Below are 17,645 nucleotides of genomic sequence, written 5' to 3' on the forward strand. Positions count from 1 at the left end.
TCTGAATTATAATCTACTTCGTCCAGACTTAATCAGAGGCTCCCTAATCTAGCAATTAGGCGTTTGACCAAGATCAAAGCTCTTTGTTCCCTACTTTTTTCTAATACATTCGCCGTTTTTATCCGCAAGAGGAGCATCCCCATGGCTGAGGCCTTCACAAAAACGATGGCGCGTAACATCTTTTATGGTGGAACCGCGTTTTTCTTTCTACTATTTCTCGCCCTGACGTTCGACTCGATGGGCCAGCTGCCCAATCGCGATAACCGCGCCGCCCTCGAAGGCGAGCTCGGTCCGCAGATCGCCATGGGCAAGGCGCTCTGGGAGAAGAACGACTGCATTGGCTGTCACACGCTGCTGGGGGAGGGCGCCTACTTTGCGCCTGAGCTGGGTAACGTCTATCAACGCTTTGGTAATTCGACCGATGCGATCAAAGGCTTTATCGCCAGTCGTCCCAAGGACGGTATTCCCGGTCGCCGCAGCATGCCGCAGTTCAACTTCAGTGATGAAGAGCTGTCTGCCCTGGCTGAATTCCTGAAGTATGCGTCTGGAATCAATACCGCCGGCTGGCCGCCGAATATCCAGGGTTAAGGGGAGAGGATAACGATGAAGTATCAATCACAATCGGTTGCGAAGCTCTATTTTATCGCGGCCATCGCGCTGTTTGCAGCGCAGATTCTGTTTGGCCTGATCATGGGTCTGCAGTATGTCGTCGGTGACTTTCTGTTTCCGGAGATTCCGTTCAACGTGGCCCGCATGGTCCACACTAACGCCCTCATCGTGTGGATGCTGATGGCCTTCATGGGCGCCGCCTACTATCTGGTGCCGGAAGAGGCGGAGACGGAACTGTTTGCGCCCTGGCTGGCGACGCTGATGTTCTGGATCTTCCTGGTGGCCGCGGGCCTGACGGTAGCCGGCTACCTGCTGGTGCCCTACTCGACCCTGGCGGATCTGACCATGAACGAGTTGCTGCCCACCATGGGACGTGAGTTCCTGGAGCAGCCGACGATCACCAAGATTGGCATCGTCATTGTCGCACTGGCCTTCCTCTTCAACATCGGCATGACCATCCTCAAGGGTCGCAAGACCGTGGTCAATCTGGTGCTGATGATGGGTCTGACCGGTCTGGCCGTGTTCTTCCTGTTCGCCTTCTACAATCCCGTCAACCTGGTGCTGGATAAGTTCTTCTGGTGGTGGGTTGTGCATCTGTGGGTTGAGGGCGTGTGGGAGCTGATCCTCGGTTCCATCCTCGCCTTTGTGCTGATCAAGACCACCGGCGTCGATCGCGAGGTGATCGAGAAGTGGCTCTACATCATCATCGCGATGGTTCTGATCACCGGCATCATCGGCACCGGCCATCATTTCTACTGGATCGGTACCCCCGAGTACTGGCAGTGGTGGGGTTCAATCTTCTCCGCGATGGAGCCGATTCCCTTCTTCATGATGACGGTATTTGCCTTCAACATGGTTAACAAGCGGCGTCGTGAGCACCCCAACAAGGCAGCCGTGTTGTGGGCGTTGGGTACTGCAGTGATGGCGTTCCTCGGTGCTGGCGTGTGGGGCTTCCTGCACACTCTGTCGCCGGTGAACTACTACACTCACGGTACGCAGATCACCGCAGCGCATGGTCACATGGCCTTCTACGGCGCCTACGTGATGATTAACCTGACCATGATCTCCTACGCCATGCCGCTGCTGCGTGGGCGGAATGCGGCCAACCCGGCCAAATCGCAGATACTGGAGATGTGGTCGTTCTGGCTGATGACGATCTCGATGGTGTTCATCACGCTGTTCCTGACCGGCGCGGGCATCCTGCAGGCCTACCTGCAGCGGATGGGCGACAACCCGCTGCCGTTCATGGCGGTGCAGGATAAGATCGAGCTCTTCTACTGGCTGCGTGAGGTCGCCGGCCTGGTCTTCCTGGTCGGTCTGGTGATCTACATCGCCAGCTTCTTCGTGGGTCAGGATGAGCCGGAGGCGGTGGTCGCCGACTGATTAGGCGAATCCCCCCCAGAGAGGCGTAATGCCTCAGCTCAAGGCCGGCACTTTGTGCCGGCCTTTTTTATGCTCGTAAAAGCACTGATTCAAGAATTAACTATTATCAAAGCGGCCCGTGGACCATTCTGATATTTTCTTACCAATTGAGTAGGTTATATGAATTAACCCCCTCCTGATGGTGGGGCTTATCGATTAATGGAAGTAGCAATGACGACAGTGGCAAACAGCCTGGATCAGGCGAAGAGATATCCGCCGGGAGACCTGGCGATTTGGATCTTCATCCTTGCAGAGCTATCGGTATTCGCGGTCTTTTTCGCCGCCTATGCCTTTACTCGCATGAACAACGTGGAGCTGTTTAACGAGTTTCAACAGCATTTGGATCGGCAGGCCGCATTGATAAACACTCTGGCACTGATCACCAGTTCCTATTTTGTGGTGCGTGCCGTCAGTGCGATTCGCGAGGGCAGCAGCAAACTCTGTGTTCGCTGGCTGTTGGCGGCATTGTCGATGGGAGTGGTGTTTCTGGTAGTGAAAGGTGGTGAGTATGCCCACCATTTCGGTGAGGGCATCACCCTCAGTACCAACACCTTCTATATGTTCTATCTCTCCCTGACCTTCTTCCACTTCATGCATGTCATCATGGGCATGGTAATTCTGTCAGCGGTGGCGGTGATGGCACACAAAGGCAAGTATAGCGCCGGGGAGCATACTGGCGTGGAGACCGGCGCCTCCTACTGGCATATGGTGGATCTGCTCTGGCTGATCCTCTTTCCACTCGTTTACGTGATGCGGTGACAAGATTATGAGCAGTAATAAAAAACTGGGTATTCGTCCCTGCACTTGGGTCTATCTGTTCTTGATGTTCTTCAGCTTTGTGACCTTCCTGATCGGCCAGATGGGCTTTAGTGGCCTACAGGTCGCTCTCGGGGTGCTCTTTCTGGCCCTCATCAAGGGACAGCTGGTGGGTCACTACTTCATGGGATTGGGTTCCGTCCGCGGGATCTGGCGTTGGCCCGTCTTTATCTGGCTCTTCATTCCCGGTATGTTGATCAGCACCGCGTTTTACCTCTCTTAATCTAATAGGCCCCACATTGACTGAGCTGCCTTTCTACAAGCCACAGGGCAATGAGATCGCCCTGTTCGAGCACGCCTATAAACATCAGCTGCCGATGTTGATCAAAGGTCCGACCGGTTGCGGCAAGACCCGTTTTATTAACTACATGGCGGCCAAGCTGGGACGTCCTGTCTATACGGTGGCCTGCCACGACGATCTGACTGCCGCTGACCTGGTCGGGCGCCATCTGATCGGCGAGAGCGGCACCTTCTGGAGCGACGGTCCGCTGACCCGGGCGGTAAGAGAAGGAGCCATCTGCTATCTCGATGAGGTGGTGGAGGCGCGCAAGGACACCACGGTGGTGCTGCACCCGCTCACCGACGACCGGCGTATCCTGCCCATTGAGCGCACCGGCGAGACCCTGCATGCGCCGCCGGAGTTTATGCTGGTGGTCTCCTACAACCCTGGCTATCAGAATCTGTTGAAGGGGATGAAGCCGAGCACCCGCCAGCGCTTTCTCGCTGCCAGCTTCGATTTTCCCAATGCTGAGCTGGAGCAGGAGGTGCTGATCGGCGAGACTGACATCGATGAGACCCTTGCCAGACGCCTAGTGATCCTCGCGAATGCGCTGCGTTCGCTTAAGGATCACGACCTGGAAGAGGCCGCCTCGACCCGTCTGCTGGTCTACACCGCGACCCTGATCAAGGGAGGGTACAACCCGCTCGAGGCCTGCCGCGCTGCTTTGGTGGAGCCGCTGACCGATGATGAAGAGACCAGTGCCGCACTGATGGAAGTGGTGGAAGTTACCTTTGGCAGATGACCTCCAGGAACCGCCTGGTCAGGGATTTGCAATTGTTGCCGAGTCGCTCTATCTGGCAAATCTGCTGATTGCACCGGGGCTGGCGTTTATCGCGCTTCTCTATTTCTATCGAAAAAAGATGCAGGGGGCACCGCCATTGGCAGTTTGCCATCTGCAACAGACCCTCGCTGCAAGCCTCTGGGCAGGTGTGCTGCTGGTCCTTGTCAACCTGCTGATCCTGGCGCTCGGCGGTTATGAGGGTACCTATACCTGGATGCTGGTGATCATATACTTCACCGTTTGCCACTCCACGCTGGTGCTGCTTGGCGTGCTCGGTCTGGCCAAGGCGATGGCCGGGCAATGCTTTCGTTTCCCGTGGGTGGGGTGTCCCCTGCCTCCTGGTTGCCAGGATTGATCCAGATCAAGCCATTGTTCCTGACCGCAGAATACCATAGCAAATCACTCGGGTATTCACTTGTTACAGTAACAAAACCCCATATGTCTCTCTCCCTGCAACACAAACGCCATCTCTTTCAGGCCGGTTTCTTCCTCCTGTTTGTCCTGGCGCCGCCCCTCGATCTGTTTCGCTTCGATCTGACCCTTAACCATTTCATCCTCTTCGGCCGGCCCTGGACTTTGGGGATAGACCAACTGGTTGCTGGGGAGATCAGCAGTACCGAGGCGGCTGCCAACATCTTTCTTCGTGGTTTCCTCCCACTCGCGCTGGCGGCGGCGGGGCTGATTTGGATTGCCTGGCGCTTTGGTCGCCTCTACTGCGGTTGGCTCTGTCCTCACTTCTCGGTGGTGGAGACGATCAACCGGCTGATGTTCCGTGCCAGTGGCAAGCAGAGCATTTGGGAGAAATCACCACAGCCGGAATTGCAGCCGAATGGTCTCTACATGAAGCCGGACAGAAGGTTCTGGCCGTTGACCTGGCTGGCTGCATTGTTTTTTGCCTTCCTCTGGGCGGTCAGCTTTCTCACCTATCTGCTGCCGCCGTTTGAGATCTACCATAATTTGTTCCACTTCAGCCTGACCGGCAATCAGGCACGTTTCATTGGTGCGGGGACTGGGTTGCTGTTCATCGAGTTTATGTTTGCCCGCCACCTCTTTTGCCGATTTGGTTGCGCAGTGGGGGTGTTTCAGAGCCTCGCTTGGATGGCCAACAACCGAGGCATGGTGGTGGGTTTTGATCGCAGCCGCGCCAAACTCTGTGGCGAATGCAACAACGCCTGCGACAATGTCTGCCCGATGCGCCTCAAGCCACGCAGCATCAAGCGGCGCATGTTCACCTGTACCGAGTGCGCGCAGTGCATAACCGCTTGTGAAACGGTACAGAAGCCTTTCGCGCGCCAGACCTTGTTGCAGTGGGTGGAGGATGAGGCGGCAATCGCAGTGGCTACGGGACGACCTGTCACCAGTCAAAAACCGAAAAGCCAGCCAGTTCCATGATTCGTTCAGAGGCTCCATAGGCATGGAAGAGAAAGTAGGCGAACTCTGGCACCGCTTGATCACCCGCATGGCGCGCACCAGCCACCCGGAGGCGGCGGTTACCCTGGAGCAGGTCGGCACCACCGTTGGCATCCTGTTTCGTGCCCTGGGTGGCGACGGCGGCCTGCAGGTGGAGGCGGCCCACGCCACCGAACACGGTGCCCGTCGCAGCTTGCTACATCGGATTGCCGGTGACAGCAGAAAGGTCGAGCTGGCCTGGCGCGATGAGCAGTACCTGCGCCTGCCCGCGGTGATCGATCTGTTCCCCTCCCCCCAGCTGAACCGGGATCTCTACATCTGGCTGGCGGCCCTGGCGGTGGGCGATCACCAGGACGAGGAGGCCTGGTTCGGCAAGAATCAGCGCCTGACGATCAAGGCCCTAAACGACTATCCTGGCCTGCGTCCACGTTACCAACGGTTGGTCGAGGCCCACCTCGCACAACGCATCCAGCCCGACAGCCAGCTCAAAGCCGAGGCAGCCCAGGAGGCAGCTATCCGTCAGGCGCTGCGCGAACCCGGCAGCGTCGAACAGCTGCCGCAGAGCCGGCGCCCGCCGCAACCTGTGCCGCTCTGGCTCCACCCCTTTCCTCCCGTGGTTGCTGCAGCCGGTGCCTCCGATGATTCTGATGAGGCAGGCAGTAGTAGCCGGGGCGAGATCAAGCAGATGGAGGAGCAGAACCGCCAAGCCGAGCGCGCCGAAAAACCTGAAGCAAAGGATCGGGGGTTGATCACCATCCGCATGGAGAACATCTTCACCTGGGGGGATTTCCTCAACCTCGACCGCGGCTCCGAGGAGAACGACGATCTGGAGAGCGCCGCCGATGCCGCAAAAGATATCGACGTGCTGAGCGTCAGCCGGGATGCCAAGGCCTCCGCCAGCAAGCTGCGCTTCGATCTGGATCTGCCTGCCGCCTCAGAGGATGACCTGGTGCTCAGCGAGGGGGTTCTGCTGCCGGAGTGGGACTTCAAAAAGCAGCGGCTGCTGCCCGACCTCTGCCGGATAGTGCCGATGCTGGCGGCCAATGCCGAGCCGGTCCTGCTACCGGATCATCTGCGCCGCACTGCGCGAAGGCTGCGTGCCCAGTTCCAGCAGCTGGCCCCAGCGCGAGTCTGGCACCGCAACCAGCAAGAGGGCAGTGAGATCGATATCGATGCCTACCTGCGTTTTGCCACCGATCGCATGATTGGCCATGCCGCCAGCGCCGATGGCCTCTACCGCGATCTGCGCATCGGCTCGCGGGATCTCGCCTGCCTGCTGCTGGCTGACCTGTCGCTCTCTACCGACACCTGGGTCGATAACCACCGGCGGGTGATCGATGTGATCCGCGATGCCCTGTTCCTGTTTGCCGAGAGCCTCTCGGCTACCGGCGACCGCTTCGGCATCTATGGCTTCTCCTCACGCAAACGCGACCCGGTCCGCTTCCATCAGCTGAAGACCTTTGATGAGAACTACAATGCGGCGATCCGCGGTCGTATCGATGCCATTAAGCCCGGCTACTACACGCGCATGGGCGCGGCGATCCGCCACTCCACCAACCTGCTGAAGGCGCAGCCCTCGGAGCGCCGTCTGCTGCTGATCCTCACTGATGGCAAACCCAATGACCTGGACAAGTACGAGGGGCGCTTCGGTATCGAGGATACCCGCCAGGCGATCCGCGAGGCCCGTGAGCTGGGGCTGCAGCCCTTTTGCGTCACCATCGACACCAAGGCCAACGACTACCTGCCACATCTGTTCGGTAGCGGCAGCTATGTGGTGATCCACAAGCCCTCGCAGCTGCCAAAAGAGTTGCCGCTGCTCTATGCCAGATTGACTGCCTGATCGGATCAGAGATTTTAGCTGCCAGGCGACACTCGGCTCTCTTGTAACCCCTTCCTGGCTGAACCAGACTGACAGTCAGGTAAAAGGGGGAAACAGTATGGCCGGACCTCCATTGCCCAGCAAAGAGGAGCTGGCGCAATTATCGCCCGAAGCGCTCACCATCTATGCCGGGCGTTCTGCATTGCGCGTGCTTCCTTTGATAGCCAATCAGGGGACTGTCGAATCCTGGGGTTCTGAGGCGCAGCAGAAACTGCAGGTAGTAGAGCTGGCAGCGGCACTTTTCATTGCCGCCCTTACCGAAGACACCTCCAGCTATCAATATGATTTTGGGGGGGAATACCCGGAGGAATCTGCTGTCGCCATGGTGAGCGCCGCTGCCCCCGCTCTGGCGCGTGGGGCCCTGAATGCTGGCAGCGGGGTCGAGTATATTGCGGCAAGGGCGATATCAGCGGCCGCCTACGCTGCGGGTACTGCCTCACGCGCAGTGGCGACAGCCAGCGTCTCACCCTCAGTCATTAAAGGGAGCGCCTTCGCTGAAACCATAGCTAATCCCCAGCTGATCCACGCTGACTCAGATTTCCTCGTCTACGCCGATCTCGCCGTTGCCAGGGGCCGTGAGGTGGCGGTGAAGACGTTTGGCGCAGGAGGCTTTGAACGCAATGTGCGGGTGGACTTCGAGGCTCTGATAAAAGCCCGGTTGCGTGACATGCTGTCTATCCCTCTTTGGCCGGCGGGGGAACCGGATAACTGGGGCGATTTTCTCGCTCCTTGGGAGAAGGCGCTGAGGATGGTTGACCCCGAAGTCTGGGATCGTTACCAGCAGTGGCTAGGTGGAGGCGGCTCATTGCGGGAAGAGTACCACCGTCTGATAGGTCACTGGTCCGCAGAGCATGAGAGGGAGGTGATGGAGGCGGCAGCCTATCAATTGCCGCTACCTGAAGCGGAGTCAGAGGGTATCCCGGCCGCCGTCGAGCCCATGCCAGGAGAGATAGGCAAGGTCCCCGTCAACTGAAAGATATCCCTGCCGAAGAGGATACCTTGGGCCGGGTGGACTTGGTCAACGCTCTAGCCGACCTACTCGATCACAGCGACGGTGAGCACATCACCATCGGGCTGATGGGGCATTGGGGGACGGGCAAGAGCACGGTTCTGAGTCTGTTGAAGAAAGAGTTGCGTTGCCGGCAGGAGGAACGGTTTTGGGTCGGGTGTGATGAGACGATCACCTGCTGGGAGGCCCTCGTCAAGGTGCTCCGGCGTTATGCGGGCTGCTGGGGCAAGCAGCGAGCCCGGCTGACGACCTAGTTGCGCTGTTTCTGGCCAGTATGTCCGATAATGCACAAGGAAAAGCAGCCCGACAAACTGGTGTCGGAAACCCACCGTTACCTCTTTGCCGAGTTCAATGCCTGGCGCTATGAACACACCGGCAACATGCAGGCCGGGTTGGCCCAGGAGGTGGTGAAAGGGCTGACCAACGACCTGGACTGGATTCGGTGCAATTGGCTGGCGCTGCAGCTGGTGACGTCGTCACAAAGGATTGGTGTCTATCTCTGGACAGGCCTGTTCCTGCTGATCGTGGAGGTTGTCGGCATTCAGTGGCTTGGGGTAAACGCCGCCTATCTTCCTCCTATGATGGCTCGCCTGGTGGGCGATACCTCGGGCATTGCGCTGGGATTGGGTGGTCTTGCGGGCGTCGGTGCGCTGTTCGGTATGCTGTCCAAAGGGCGACAATTGTTTGCCCAGACTTGGGTCGACACATTTAAGACCTACCTGCGTCTTCCCGACTTCGGCGAGTACCTGGGTACCCTGCCGGTGATCAAGGAAAAGGTGGATAAGCTCTGTCGGATACGCCTGCATCGGCCCTGTTTCCCGCGCCGTTTGCTGCTCTATATCGATGATCTTGATCGTTGCGGTGGATGAACGCATGGCGCTGGCAGCGTTGGCCCAGCACTATTATGAACTGGCGGAAAAGGGCAGTCAGCGTACCGCCCAGGCCATCGCGCGGGACTATCTTGGCAAGATTTTTCATCTGCCGGTCTGCCTGAGCGATCCGGCGAAGGAGGATGTCGAAAACTATATCCTCAAAGATCTTATTGTCGAGGTGCTGCAGGATGCCGATCTGTCATCGGATAAAAAGAAGGGATCTTCAGGAACGGACGCATCCGGTGAGCTCACCGTGAGGCCCGGGCCTCATGGTGCTGAGCCCGGGCAGCAAGTGGCACCGGGGAGTTTGCCGGGAGATTCGGCGGTGCCAGCGCAACAGAAATTGGTGGACGAAATGCAGCCCTCTGGAGGTGAAGTCGTTCCTGAAGAGACGGGGGCGGAGGAAGGTGGCAAGGCGCCGAAGGAAGATAAGAAACGAACCCAGTTGCTGGCCGGTAAAGCGATCAGAGAAACGACAAAAGAGCGTGAGCTGTTCATGCAACTGGCGGACTGGCTGAAGATCTCCAATCCGCGCCGCCTGAAACGACTTTTAAACAGTTATCGTCTGATGAAGGCCTTAGACGCAGGCAGGCGTGGCACCATCGATTTGATGTGGAATAAACGGCATCTGACGATGCTCTTCTGGTTGGAACACCTCTACGTTCAGGAGATGATCGAGCAAAAGCGCGAAGAGAAGTACCTGTTCGGCCCTGATATGGAGATACAGGGGGCAAAACTCGCCCCCAAGACCTACTGTCTACTGATGGAAGAGATGGCGAAGGATGTTGCGGAGGAGACGCGTCGGTCTTACTACGAAATGCTGAAGCTGGAGACGATGCCCTTCATGTTACCTTTCTCCCATATCGTGGTGGAGAGTCAAAGAGAGGCGAAGCAGACGGAGACACCATTAGAATAAGTTGGGCCCAGCTCGCTGACCGAGCCGGGAGCTGTGGGCCAACTCCACTGCCCATTCTGGTAGAATCTGTCTCTTTCCTCTCGCAGAGTACCGATGATGACCAAGATCACCGATGTTGCCGCCTATATGAATGAACTGGGTGGCAAAGCCCGCACCGCCTCCCGTCGTTTGGCTGCCGCCTCCACCGCTGAGAAGAACGCCGCTCTCAACGCCATTGCCGACGAGCTGGATGCCAGTCGAGACGCCTTGATGGTGGAGAACAGGAAGGATCTGGAAGCGGGGACCGCCAAGGGACTGGATGCTGCGCTGTTGGATCGCCTGGAGCTGACCCCAGCGCGCATTGATTCGATGATCGAAGGGCTACGCCAGATCGCCGCGCTGCCCGATCCTATCGGCGAGATCTTCGATATGAACTACCGCCCCAGCGGCATCCAGGTGGGACGGATGCGGGTTCCGCTCGGGGTTGTCGGCATCATCTACGAGTCGCGCCCCAACGTCACTGCCGACGCCGCTGCACTCTGCCTCAAGTCGGGTAATGCCACGGTGCTGCGAGGCGGCACCGAGGCCTTTCACTCCAACCAGGCCATCGCCGCCAGCATCCACCGGGGTCTGGAGAAGGCGGGTCTGCCGGCGGATGTGGTACAGGTGCTCGCCACTACCGACCGGGCCGCTGTGGGCAGCATGATCACCATGCCCGAGTACATCGATGTCATCATCCCCCGGGGCGGCAAAGGGCTGATTGAACGCATCTCCCGGGACGCTCGGGTGCCGGTGATCAAACACCTGCACGGCATCTGCCACGTCTACATCGACGATCAGGCGGAGGTGGGCAAGGCCTTCGACGTGGCGATGAACGCCAAGACCCAGCGCTACGGCACCTGCAACACCATGGAGACCCTGCTGGTGGCGGAAGGGATCGCCGAGGAGATGTTGCTGATGCTGGCGGCGCCGCTACAAGAGAAGGGGGTGGAGCTGCGCGGTTGCCCGCGTACCCTGGAAGTGATCGACAACGCCGTGGCCGCCACCGATGAGGATTGGGACACCGAATACCTGGGGCCGATCCTCTCCATCAAGGTGGTCGCCGGGCTGGACGAGGCCATCGATCATATCGACCGCCACGGCTCCCAGCACACCGACGCCATCATTACAGAAAACTACACCCGGGCCCGGCGTTTCCTGGCCGAGGTGGACTCCAGTTCGGTGATGGTCAACGTCTCCACCCGTTTTGCCGATGGCTTTGAGTATGGTCTGGGAGCGGAGATCGGCATCTCCACTGACAAGTTCCACGCGCGGGGTCCGGTGGGGCTGGAGGGGCTCACCTCGGTTAAGTTTATCGTGCTTGGCGACGGCCATATCCGGACCTAGCACGCAGCGATGATCGGCATTCTGGGCGGTACCTTCGACCCGATCCACTACGGCCACCTGCGCACCGCACTGGATGTGCAGCAGGCGCTGGGGTTGGATGAACTGCGCTTTATCCCGCTTGCCAATGCGGTGCATCGGGATCAGCCGGAGGTACCGGCAGCGCTGCGCCTGGCGATGCTGGAGGCGGCAATTGCGGGCGAGCCGGGGTTTGTCGCTGATGACCGGGAACTGCAGCGGGGGGGGCGTTCCTATACCCTCGATACGCTGCTCTCGCTGCGGGGAGAACTGGGGGATGAGCTGCCGATCTGTCTGCTGCTGGGCAGCGACGCCTTCAATGGTTTTCTCTCCTGGCATCTGCCGGAGCTGGTGGCGGAGTTGGCCCATCTGGTGGTGATGACCCGCCCAGGCCAGGCGTTGCCGGAGGATCCAGCGCTGCAGGCGTTTCTCTCCTCCCGGTTGGTGGATGAGCCGGAGGCGCTGCGGCGCTCGCCGGGCGGCACTGTAATTCGCCTGCCCGTCACCCAACTGGAGATCTCCTCTACCGGGATTCGTCACCTGATCGGAGCGGGAGAGAGCCCTCGCTTCCTCTTGCCGGATGAGGTGCTGAGGCTGATCGAACGCCATCAGATCTATCGGAATTGAGCGTATCGTTGCCGTTGGCGTAGTATTACGAAACTAGTTAATAGATTGACAGGATAGATATGCAGGTAGAAGAGCTCAGAGATCTGGTCGTCGAGGCCCTGGACGATATGAAAGCAAATGACATTGTGGTGTTGGATGTGCGCGGCAAGACCAGCATCACGGACATCATGATCGTGGCCAGCGGCACCTCCGACCGGCATGTGAAATCGATTGCACAGACCGTGGCCTTCAAGGCAAAGCAGGCGGGCGAGGCTCCGTTGGGCAGCGAGGGGCTGGACGACGGCGAGTGGGTGCTGGTTGATCTCAACGGCGTGGTGCTGCATGTGATGCTGCCGAAGGTGCGCGACTTCTACCATCTGGAGCGGCTCTGGTCGATGGATACCCCGCTGCCGTTGAGCGAGCACTCCCAGGATTCCTGACTCTTTTCTCGCATGGATCGGCCCAGGCCGGTGTGTGCGCACAACCCCACCTTTTCCCCGCTGCCGCAACCTTCGGCTCTACGCAGTGGACTGTTCGCTTCTCTCCCGACTTGGGTGTGTGCCAATAAATTCCTGCAGTCCAAGGTGAGCGAATACTGACTTTAATCCTGCTGCGTTAACCCCGGCGTAGAATGGGAAGAACGTCCCGCATGGGAGTGGCAATCTGTGGGCTGGGCCACAAAGTGCTTGACTTGTTTGGGTTTATAGTCGGCCGACGAGCAATCCTAGCCCAAAGTCTGCGCAAAATGATGATCAAAAAGCACCCCGGATTTACGCTGGTCGAGATGAGCATTGTGCTCGTCATTATCGGAGCGATTCTCTCGATTGCGGTAAACCTCTGGCCGGGGCTGGTGCAGTCTGCCAAGCAGCGCAATAACGAGGCGATCATGCAGCGCATGGAGCTGGCGCTGGAGGGTTACATGGTGGCGGCGAGCCAGTTTCCCTGTCCCGATACCAATGGGGATGGTGATGCCACCGATGAGGTGATCCCCGATGGCGGTGTGGCGGGCAACTGCACCAGTTATGTCGGCACCCTGCCCTATCTCAGCCTGGGCCTGAGTTCTGGCAACGATGTCTGGGGCAACCCGGTCCGATATGCGGTATTCGCCAGCGCCGATCCCAATTTCAACGTGGATCTGACCGACCGGGGTGATATCTGCGCCGATCTGAAACGGGCCGGTAGTCAGCTCAAGGATGGCATGCACGACCCTGCGGCCCTCTATACCACCCAGTCGGATCTCACCGATACGCTGCTTCCGAATAGTGATACCAATCTCGCCTTCGTGATAGTCAGCGGTGGTGTGCATGACAAGGATGGCAGTGGCAGCTTCTTTGACAATCTCAACGGGGACGTGGATCCACTCCACTTTGCTGCGCCTAACAAGATCCATACCGATAGCTACGACGATACGGTGCGCGCCGTCTCCTTCGCCACCCTAAGCGGTCGCCAATGCCTGCTGAATGCGGGCGGGGCCCAGGAGAACACCCTGCTGCTCTGCAGCGATGGCCAGGATAATGATGGCGATGGCCTGGTCGATTGCTACGATCAGGACTGCTACGGACTGGGCGAGTGTCCGAATGGACCGCCGTCGGAGGATATCCAGATCAGTACCCGGGCGATGAATCATGGGGTGCTGGGGGGCGAGTATATCCACCAGTTCATCGCCACCGGCGGCTCCGGCCAATACTACTGGGCGCTAGATTCGATCACCCCGGCGATTCCGGGTCTGTCGCTCAACTACTGGGATGGCAAGCTGACCGGGGTTACCGAGGTCTGCGATGGCGACTATCAGGTGACCGTGACCGCCACCGACCAGTTCGATGCCACCAAGACCGCCAGCCGCAGTTTCGCCCTGCGGGTCGATACCGGGGATCTGAATATCGTGCCGGCTCACTCCGGTGGCACCCTGCTGCCCGACTTCATTGCCCAATATCTCACCTTCAGTCAACCGTTTCAGGTGATTGGGCCGCGCATCGGCGATCCGAACGGTGATGACTTCAACTGGGCGATCAACTGGGTCGGGGCTGGGGCCGACAACTTCGAGATCTTCTCCACCGGCGAGGATCAGGGCACCCTGAAGAAGACCGCCTCCTCCGCCTCGGGCAACTACCTCTTCTCGGTGGAGGCCACTGACAAGGCCTGCCCCAACAACAAGGTGATCGAAGGCACCTATAGCCTGGAGGTTACCCCGAGCGGCGCGGTTGGCCCCTATACCACCGATCTGTTGGCGGAGTGGCGTTTCGATGAGTGTCTCTGGGATGGCAGCCGCGGCGAGGTGCAGGACTCCGATCCCCAGGGGCTCTACTCGGGGCTGGCCGAGGGAATGGCGGTGACGGTCGGCGCGGGTAAGGTTAACCGGGCTGGCTACTTCAATGCCGGAGACTCCCTGCTGCTGCCCTATGTGCCGCTCAACAATACCAGCTTCACCTTTGCCGTCTGGGTCAACCTGAATGAGATGGGCGACGGTGAGCGTAGCCTCTTCTACCAGTGTGATGCGGTGGCGGTGAACCGTTGCCTCAATATCGGCCTGCGCAACGGCCGTCCACTGATCAGCTTCTCCAGTACCGATGCGGAATTGATGGCGCCAAATGCGCTGCCGCAGACGGGCTGGCACCATCTCTTCTTCGACTACAACGGGGCCAACGGTGAGCGGCGCATTCTGGTCGACGGGGCCGTGGTCGCCAGTGACTCGGCGCAACCCTTCAACGGGGCGGATGGCTCAGAGAGCGGGGGCGGTAGTTGGGTGGGGCGCGGCATCGGCAACATGCTCGGCTATCTGGATGAGATGATGATCTGGAACCGTATCCTCACCCCGGATGAGATCAGCTCCATCTACCAGATGCGCCGCGACCCACCGCGTAATATGGCTTGCTACGGCGAGCCGATATCGGAGTACCGTATGGAGACCATCTACCCCTGGACCGGGGCTGATGGCAGCGTCAAGAATGAGGTCGGTAGCGACCACGCCACCGCAGCGGCCTGGGGTAGCGGATCGCTGCCGACACAGACCACCCTGGAGGAGGGTAAGGTCTGCCGCGCTGCCTCCTTCACCGCAGTTGATGATCTCAATGGCAGCTATATCGACCTAGGCGACCCAGCCTCGGGGCGGCTCGATCCGGGCAACCGCGGCTGGAGCATAGGCCTCTGGTTCAAATGGGATGGCACCCCAGGTGAGAATCGCCTCTACACCAAGGAGGGTGCCTATGCGTTGCGCCTGGATGCCAACTATAACCGCCGCTTCCTCGAGTATCGCTGGGAGCCCAGGTGGCACTGGTCCGATAACGTGGGGCCAGACATCATCATCGAGCCGAACCGCTGGTACCATAACCTGATCACCTATGATGGCTTTCGCCAGGTGGTCTATATGGATGGGGAGGAGGTTTTCAGCCAACGCCTGGATGGCGGCGCCATCGGCAGCACCGATACCAGGGCCCTCATCGGTGCCCATGGTGGTGCTGGTGGTGATCTGATCCACTTCTTCAGCGGCCTGATCGACGAGTTCCGTGTCTACGACCGGGCGCTCTCCGCCGGTGAAGCCGAGGCGCTGATCAGCATGACTCACGACTGTAGCATCACAGCGATTCAGATCACCGGATTCAGTCCCGCGAGCGCCGAGTCGGGGGCGCAGTTGCTGGCTGGCAGTACAGGGCTGGTGCCGGGGGCGATCGGTGGCTCTCCACCCTATGTCTATGAGTTGCGCGATACCCAGATTTCCGGCCTCATTATGCCTGACCTGGCTACTGGCGAGCTGGCGGGCCAGGTGAACGTCTGTGCCGGCAGTCACAATGTTACTCTCGGTATCACCGACCGCAATGGCCTGACTGAGCAGACTACCTTGCCGGTGGAGGTGGTCTATGCCGAACTGGCAGTCTCACCGGGGATTGCCGACAATTTTACCTGCTCGGTCTCCGGTGCTTGCAGCAAAGAGTACACGGTGGTCGGCAACCATCTGGGTGAGATGCAGAACTGGGCGATCGAGTGGCAGGGCGGGGTCGATCCGGGCGCTATCAGCCTGACCAAGACCGGGCCTTCGACCGTCATCCTCGCCAAAAATGGCGGCGCCTTGCAGCCGGCCACCAACTACCGCTATCGCCTGAGTGCTAACGACAGCCGCTGCAGCGCCCATCAGGTGGCCACCGACTGGTACAACCTCGACGTGGTGGAGTGAGTCGGGCGGGCTAGCGAGGATGATCTTATAGGTCGGGCCTCGCCAGATATGTCGGGCACGGCCCGACCTATGGCGTTCCATATCTACTAGGTCTTGCACGAAGCAACACCCATCAGCGCTGAGATGGGAGATCTCTGTCTTGAGTCGTGGGACAGGCTGAGGGCCCTGTCTTGGATCGGGTGGCTAGGATGGGACGGACGGCAGAAGCCGAATCAACACCGCAATAAGGAATCCTGGCTGGCCTGGTTGCCAGCTGTCAGCCGATATGTCCGCCGATCAGATCGTAGATCGGCAGGAACAGGCCACCAAGGATGATGCCAAAGATACCGCCGGCAATGATCAGGATGATCGGTTCTAGGGATTTGGAGAGGGTTTCGACCTTATAGTTGAGGCGCTTGCGATACTCGGCCGAGACCCGCTTAAACTGTGCCGGCAGGGTACCGGTACGCTCACCTACTGAGACCATGCGCACCACATAGCTGGGGAACAGAGTTACCGACTGAAAGGCGTCGGCGACACTCTGTCCCTGGGTGATACGCTCGTGGATCTTCGCCACGCGCTCCTGGTAGATGGCATTGTTGAGGCTGCGGCTGACCATGTCGAGAGACTTGAAGGCATCCACGCCTGCATCCAGCAGCAGGTGCAGATATTCACTGACAAACGCCAGGTTGGAGGTGTGCTGCAGGCGGCCGATGATCGGTATCTTGAGCGCCAGTCCCTGTATGAAACGGCGGAATTTGTAGATCTTGGCGTAAGCGATCTTGGCACTGATGTACAGCACTGCCAGGGTGATCAAAACCACGACTAGATAGGCCTGCACCCACTCCGAGATTGCGATCAACGCCTTGGTGAGCGGGGGCAGCTCCACCTCCATCTCAGTAAACAGGGTCACGATCTGCGGCACCACATAGTAGAACCAGAAGATGACCGCTGCCCCCATGGTAACCAGGATGAAGCTCGGGTAGAGCATCGCTTGTTTGGTGTCGGATTTGATCTGCTCGATGCGCTGCAGATGGGTGGCAGCGACCTCCAGGGCACGGTCGATACGACCGGTCTCCTCGCCGATGCGCAGCAGGTAGAGCACCGTGTTGGAGAAGATCTTGGGATAGAGCCCCACCGCCTCGGAGATACTGCTGCCCGCCTCCACATAGAAACGGATATCTTCCATGGCGAGCGCTAGGGTCGGGTTCTCGGTGCCCTGGGCCGCCTCCTGCAGTGCCTCACTGGCCGGGATGCCACTGCCGAGCATTACCGACAGATTGGAGAGGGTCTCGGCTACCTCCGTAGTCTTTACTTTGCGCAGACCGAAGCGGGTGAATTCAGCGTATTTGGCGGCTAGCTTGCCGAGCTGGCGAATGTGCAGCACCGTGCCGCCTTCGTTCTCAAGGTAGTTGATCGCCATGGTCTCATCGTCATAGGGCAGACGAGCCACGCTGTTGGCGATGACGCCGCTGGGCTGCAGCATCTTGTAGCTATAGTAGGGCATTGCAGTAAGAT

Annotated in this window: 17 protein-coding genes; 16 read left to right on the plus strand and 1 reads right to left on the minus strand. The window is 59.1% G+C overall.

What is annotated here, in order from left to right:
- Positions 1 to 141 precede the first annotated feature (141 nt).
- From L0Y14_RS00620 to L0Y14_RS00695, 16 genes are all read left to right on the plus strand, one after another.
- Entirely contained in the window at positions 142 to 588 is a 447-nt protein-coding gene (locus L0Y14_RS00620; RefSeq protein ID WP_057957077.1) for a c-type cytochrome, read from the plus strand.
- Positions 589 to 603: 15 nt separating this feature from the next.
- Positions 604 to 1,992, plus strand: a complete 1,389-nt coding sequence (locus tag L0Y14_RS00625) for a cbb3-type cytochrome c oxidase subunit I (protein ID WP_006475871.1) — start codon at positions 604 to 606, stop codon at positions 1,990 to 1,992.
- A gap of 210 nt (positions 1,993 to 2,202) precedes the next feature.
- The gene (locus L0Y14_RS00630; RefSeq protein WP_006475581.1) at positions 2,203 to 2,790 is read left to right on the plus strand and encodes a cytochrome c oxidase subunit 3 family protein; all 588 of its coding nucleotides are present in this window, start codon (positions 2,203 to 2,205) and stop codon (positions 2,788 to 2,790) included.
- A gap of 7 nt (positions 2,791 to 2,797) precedes the next feature.
- Positions 2,798 to 3,070 carry a cytochrome C oxidase subunit IV family protein gene (locus L0Y14_RS00635; protein ID WP_005961373.1) on the plus strand — a complete coding sequence of 91 codons (273 nt, stop codon included), beginning with the start codon at positions 2,798 to 2,800 and terminating at the stop codon, positions 3,068 to 3,070.
- A 16-nt stretch (positions 3,071 to 3,086) separates the two neighbouring features.
- A complete protein-coding gene (locus L0Y14_RS00640; protein WP_005961374.1) occupies positions 3,087 to 3,869 on the plus strand; it encodes a CbbQ/NirQ/NorQ/GpvN family protein in 783 nt (260 codons plus the stop codon).
- A complete protein-coding gene (locus L0Y14_RS00645; protein WP_005961375.1) occupies positions 3,859 to 4,263 on the plus strand; it encodes a hypothetical protein in 405 nt (134 codons plus the stop codon). The genes L0Y14_RS00640 and L0Y14_RS00645 overlap by 11 nt, the downstream gene beginning before the upstream one ends.
- An 83-nt stretch (positions 4,264 to 4,346) precedes the next feature.
- Positions 4,347 to 5,300 (plus strand): 4Fe-4S binding protein, encoded by a 954-nt coding sequence (locus L0Y14_RS00650; protein ID WP_010083600.1) that lies wholly within the window; start codon positions 4,347 to 4,349, stop codon positions 5,298 to 5,300.
- Positions 5,301 to 5,322: 22 nt separating this feature from the next.
- On the plus strand, positions 5,323 to 7,158 hold the full coding sequence (locus L0Y14_RS00655; RefSeq protein ID WP_006475578.1) for a nitric oxide reductase activation protein NorD: 1,836 nt from the start codon (positions 5,323 to 5,325) through the stop codon (positions 7,156 to 7,158).
- 97 nt (positions 7,159 to 7,255) lie between these two features.
- Positions 7,256 to 8,170 carry a hypothetical protein gene (locus L0Y14_RS00660; RefSeq protein ID WP_005961378.1) on the plus strand — a complete coding sequence of 305 codons (915 nt, stop codon included), beginning with the start codon at positions 7,256 to 7,258 and terminating at the stop codon, positions 8,168 to 8,170.
- 35 nt (positions 8,171 to 8,205) lie between these two features.
- The gene (locus tag L0Y14_RS00665; RefSeq protein WP_240991724.1) at positions 8,206 to 8,460 is read left to right on the plus strand and encodes a P-loop NTPase fold protein; all 255 of its coding nucleotides are present in this window, start codon (positions 8,206 to 8,208) and stop codon (positions 8,458 to 8,460) included.
- 30 nt (positions 8,461 to 8,490) lie between these two features.
- Positions 8,491 to 9,075, plus strand: a complete 585-nt coding sequence (locus L0Y14_RS00670; RefSeq protein WP_006475577.1) for a hypothetical protein — start codon at positions 8,491 to 8,493, stop codon at positions 9,073 to 9,075.
- 4 nt (positions 9,076 to 9,079) lie between these two features.
- A complete protein-coding gene (locus L0Y14_RS00675; RefSeq protein WP_006475576.1) occupies positions 9,080 to 9,994 on the plus strand; it encodes a P-loop NTPase fold protein in 915 nt (304 codons plus the stop codon).
- 96 nt (positions 9,995 to 10,090) lie between these two features.
- Positions 10,091 to 11,359 (plus strand): glutamate-5-semialdehyde dehydrogenase, encoded by a 1,269-nt coding sequence (locus L0Y14_RS00680; RefSeq protein WP_305790657.1) that lies wholly within the window; start codon positions 10,091 to 10,093, stop codon positions 11,357 to 11,359.
- 9 nt (positions 11,360 to 11,368) lie between these two features.
- Positions 11,369 to 12,001 carry a nicotinate-nucleotide adenylyltransferase gene (gene nadD / locus L0Y14_RS00685; RefSeq protein ID WP_005961383.1) on the plus strand — a complete coding sequence of 211 codons (633 nt, stop codon included), beginning with the start codon at positions 11,369 to 11,371 and terminating at the stop codon, positions 11,999 to 12,001.
- Positions 12,002 to 12,060: 59 nt separating this feature from the next.
- Positions 12,061 to 12,420: a ribosome silencing factor gene (gene rsfS, locus L0Y14_RS00690; protein ID WP_005961384.1), complete on the plus strand. Its 360-nt coding sequence runs from the start codon at positions 12,061 to 12,063 to the stop codon at positions 12,418 to 12,420.
- A gap of 305 nt (positions 12,421 to 12,725) precedes the next feature.
- On the plus strand, positions 12,726 to 16,148 hold the full coding sequence (locus L0Y14_RS00695) for a LamG-like jellyroll fold domain-containing protein (protein WP_240991723.1): 3,423 nt from the start codon (positions 12,726 to 12,728) through the stop codon (positions 16,146 to 16,148).
- A 256-nt stretch (positions 16,149 to 16,404) separates the two neighbouring features.
- Here L0Y14_RS00695 and L0Y14_RS00700 read toward each other — a convergent pair whose 3' ends face one another.
- Complete coding sequence (locus L0Y14_RS00700; protein WP_005961386.1) at positions 16,405 to 17,634, minus strand: type II secretion system F family protein; 1,230 nt, start codon at positions 17,632 to 17,634, stop codon at positions 16,405 to 16,407.
- Positions 17,635 to 17,645: the final 11 nt, after the last annotated feature.

It is taken from the genome of Candidatus Endoriftia persephonae (assembly GCF_023733635.1).
Taxonomy (GTDB): Bacteria; Pseudomonadota; Gammaproteobacteria; order Chromatiales; family Chromatiaceae; genus Endoriftia; species Endoriftia persephonae.